Source organism: Streptomyces zinciresistens K42 (assembly GCF_000225525.1).
Lineage (GTDB): Bacteria > Actinomycetota > Actinomycetes > Streptomycetales > Streptomycetaceae > Streptomyces > Streptomyces zinciresistens.
Genome location: NZ_AGBF01000365.1, coordinates 1 through 3,362 on the forward strand (window position 1 = coordinate 1; position 3,362 = coordinate 3,362).

At 76.4% G+C, this 3,362-nt stretch carries 1 protein-coding gene; it reads right to left on the reverse strand.

Going from position 1 to position 3,362, the window contains the following annotated elements; all coding sequences use genetic code 11:
- Positions 1–3,362, reverse strand: a 3,362-nt coding sequence (locus SZN_RS36310) for a condensation domain-containing protein (protein WP_007505552.1), incomplete at both ends; no start/stop codon positions are given.

The following is a 3,362-nucleotide window of genomic DNA, read 5'->3' on the forward strand; positions in this document are numbered from 1 at the left end:
GTGGGGCCGCGCGCCCGGTGCGGCCGGGTCCCGGCGCGCGGGGGCGGCGCCCGGTGCGGGTGCGTCCAGGCAGCGCACGTGCGCGGTGCCGGTCGACGGCAGCCGGCGGGCCGTCGCGGACAGCGTCAGGACGGTCGCGGCACCGGAGTCGGCGAGCATGTGGGCCACCCGGTCGGCCGGATAGTCCAGGTCGAGCGGCAGGTAGGCGGCGCCCGACTTCAGGACGCCGAGCAGCGCCACCATCAGCTCCGCCGAGCGCGGTACGGCGACGGCCACGACGTCTCCGGGGCCGGTGCCGTCGGCGCGCAGCACGGCGGCGAGCCGCTCGGCGCGCTCGTCGAGTCCGGCGTAGGTGAGGTGCTCGTCCTCGAAGAGGACGGCGGTGGCCCCGGGCGTGCGGGCGGCCTGAGCGGCGAACGCGTCGGCCAGGGTGGTCGCCGGGACGGGGTGCTCCCCGCCGTGCGGGTGGGCCCGCAACGCCTCGTCGGGGAAGAGGAGTTCGACGGAGGCGACGAGGCGCTCCGGGGTGTCGGCGACGGCCTCCAGCAGGAGCGCGAGCCGGCCGGCGAGGGCGTGGACGGTCTCGGTGCCGAGGCGTTCGGCGTGGTGCTTGAGCCTGAGGTCGAGACGCCGGCCCGGCTTGACGACGAGGGCGAGCGGGTAGTGGACGGCGTCGTGGAAGGTGTCGCCGGTGATGCGCAGCGTCCCCGCCGGGTCGCTCGGGCCGGTCTCGGCCGGGTAGTTCTCGAACACCACCAGCGTGTCGAAGAGTTCGCCCCCGCCCGCGTGTCCGGCGAGCCGCTGGATCTCCGCGAGGCCGAGGTGCTGGTGGTCGAGCAGTGCGGTCTGCTGCTCCTGGAGCCGGGTGAGCACGGTGGCGAGCGGGTCGGCGGGCGACCAGGTGAGCCGGGTGGGCAGGGTGTTGATGAACAGGCCCACCATCGAGGCGATCCCGGCGACCTCGCCGTCCCGGCCGGAGACGGTGGTGCCGAACACCACGTCCCGGCGTCCCGTGAGCCGGCCGAGGAGCAGTCCCCAGGCGGCCTGGACGACGGTGCCGAGGGTGACGCCGTGGGCGCGGGCACGGGCGGTCAGGCGCGCGGTGGTCTCCTCGGGCAGCTCCAGCCGGACGTGCGCGGGGTGTACGGGTGCCGGGCCGGCGGGGGTGTCCACCAGGCGGGTCGGCTCGTCGAGTCCGGCCAGCGCGGCGCGCCAGGCGTCGCGGGCCGCGTCCTGGTCCCGTTCGGCGAGGCGGCGCAGGTGGCTGCGGTAGGGGGCGACCTCGGGCAGGGCGGACGCGTCGGTGCCGTAGAGCGCCATCAGTTCGCGGTGCAGGACGGGCAAGGACCAGCCGTCGGCGATGAGGTGATGGAACGTCAGCACCAGGCGGCTGCGCGTCTCGCCGAGCCGGATCAGCGCGCAGCGCAGCAGCGGGGGCTCGGCGAGGTCGAATCCCGTGGCGCGTTCCTCGGCGGCGACGGCGTCGCCCAGGGTCTCCCGTCGCGTGCCGTCCTCACCCGTCAGGTCGGCCTCGCGCCAGGGCAGTTCGGCGCCCCGCGTGATGATCTGCACGGGGCTGCCGTCCGGTCCGCGGCGGAAGGCGGCGCGCAGCGGGGCGTGCCGGTCGAGCAGTGTCCGGGCCGCGCGGCGCAGGGTGGCGCCGTCGACCGGTCCGGCGAGGTCGAGGATCTGCTGGACGACATAGGTGTCCGCGTCCGCCGGGCCGGTCAGGGAGTGGAAGTAGAAGCCCTGCTGGAGGGGGGTGAGCGGCAGCAGTTCCTCGACGGCGAGGGGCCGGGTGCCCTGGATCTCGGCGAGCACGGCCGGGTCCGGGGTCACGAGCGGGGTGTCCTCGGCGGTCTCGTCGCCGCGCTCGGCGGCGGCCTGCGCCAGGGCCTGGACCGTGCGGTGCCGGAACACCTCGCGGGTGGTGAGGCGCAGGCCCGCCTCCCGTGCCCGGATCAGGAGCCGGATGGCGCTGATGCTGTCGCCGCCGAGGGCGAGGAAGTCGTCCTCGGCGGTGACCGAGTCCCGTCCGAGCACCTCGGCGTACAGCGCGCAGAGCAGCTTCTCGCGGGGGGTGCGCGGCGGGCGGCCGGAACTCGCCGCCGCGGGGTCGGGGGCGGGCAGGGCGCGGGCGTCGAGCTTGCCGCTGGGCGTGACGGGCAGGGTGTGCAGGGGTACGAACGCCGACGGGACCATGTAGTCGGGCAGCCATGCGGCGGCGTGGGCGCGCAGGGTGCGCATCAGGGCCGTCACGTCGCGGAAGGGCGCCGGGCGGTTGGCGTGCGGGTGGCGTCCGGCGGGCCGGTAGCGCCCGGCGGGCGGGCCGTCGAGGGCGAGGACGGCGTCGTAGGCGCCGTCCTCGGCGGTGGCGTTCCAGGTGAGGGCGGTGCGGTAGCCGTGGGCGGCGGCCAGGGCGTGCAGGGCCTCGGGGTCGGGGCCGGGCGCGCTCTCGTGGCCGCTGCCCTCCAGGCGCCACAGGTCGGCGAGGTCGTCCGCGAGGCGGGTGTTGGGCACGCCCGAGATCCGCAGTGCGGGCTCGCCCTGGGCCAACAGCGCCTCCAGGGCGCCGGGTTCACCGACCGCGGCCCACGGGACCTCGATCCCGGTCCGGGGGGCGGTGCCCGCGGCGGGGGTCAGTACGACGTCGTACCGGTAGCGGCTCAGTTCGTTGTGGTGGGCGGCCCGCTTGAGGCGGATGTCGGCGTCGAAGCCGTCGAGCGCGGCGAAGTACTCGGGGTCGAGGAGGAGTTCGCCCTCCCAGCGCACCGAGCGTTCGACGGCCTCGCGCAGCGCGGACTTGTCGTCGGCGGTGCCGCCGGGGGCGCGGCGGGTCTCCACGGCGGCGCGCAGGGTGCGCAGCAGGCGCAGGTTGCGTACGTCGCCGACGAAGATCCGTCCGCCGGGGGCCAGCAGGGCGGCGGCCCGGCGCAGCACGCCGCCCAGGTACGCGGCGCTCGGGAAGTACTGCGCGACGGAGTTCAGGACGATCGTGTCGAAGGAGGCGGCGGGCAGGCCGCCGGTGTCGTGGGCGGGCTGCGCGCGAAGGCGTGTCTTCGCGGCCAGGCCGGGGTGGGCGGCCAGTTGGGCGCGCAGGGAGTCGATCGCGCGGGGGGAGAGGTCGGTGCCCCAGTAGGTCTCGGCGTCGGGGGCGAGCCGGGAGAGGATCAGTCCGCTGCCCACGCCGATCTCCAGGACGCGGCCCACGGGCCCGAGTTCGCGGATGCGGGCAACGGTCGCCTCGCGCCACTCGCGCATCTCCCCGACGGGGAGGGGCCGTCCGTCGTACATGCTGTTCCAGCCGGCGAAGTTCTCCCGCAGCCCCTCGGTGCCGGTCGCGCGGCAGGGACCCCCGGCAC